Source organism: Phormidium sp. CCY1219 (assembly GCF_035615515.1).
GTDB lineage: Bacteria > Cyanobacteriota > Cyanobacteriia > Cyanobacteriales > Laspinemataceae > CCY1219.
This window is the reverse complement of sequence record NZ_JAJENT010000854.1, coordinates 1-471: the sequence shown is the minus strand read 5'-3', so window position 1 is coordinate 471 and position 471 is coordinate 1. Positions and strand designations below refer to the sequence as shown.

1 protein-coding gene is annotated in these 471 nt (G+C 43.7%); it reads left to right on the top strand.

Features of this window, described 5'->3' with window-relative positions:
- Nucleotides 1-163: 163 nt before the first annotated feature.
- On the top strand, nucleotides 164-471 hold a 308-nt coding region (locus tag LKK83_RS27055; RefSeq protein ID WP_324634586.1), incomplete at its 3' end, for a Uma2 family endonuclease.

The window sequence follows — 471 nt, the reverse complement described above, 5'->3', positions numbered from 1 at the left end:
AAGTGGAAGTCTTGCACTCTCCCGAAACCCTAGAGGGAGAAGATGTGCTGCCCGGATTTGTGTTGGAGTTGAATAAGTTTTGGTAGTCTTAATTATACCATTTCATTCAACTAAATTAAACTGAAAATTTGTGGTTTAATCAAAACAGTTAAAATTGAAAAACATGACTATCATTGAGTTAAATATTCCCCATCTAAACCGCGAAGGGTTTGAGAAAATATGTCAAGCAAATCGGGACTTAAAGCTGGAACGAAATGCGTCTGGAGAAGTGATAATTATGCCACCGACAACCCCCTGGACGGGCAAACAGAATGGCGAAATATACGGTCAACTTTGGTTGTGGAATCGTCAGGCCCGGTTGGGTGTGGGGTTTGATTCTTCTACCGGATTTACCTTACCCAATGGTGCGGTGCGATCGCCCGATGTCAGTTGGGTAAGTAACGAGCGCTGGGAGGGGTTAAACTTGGCACA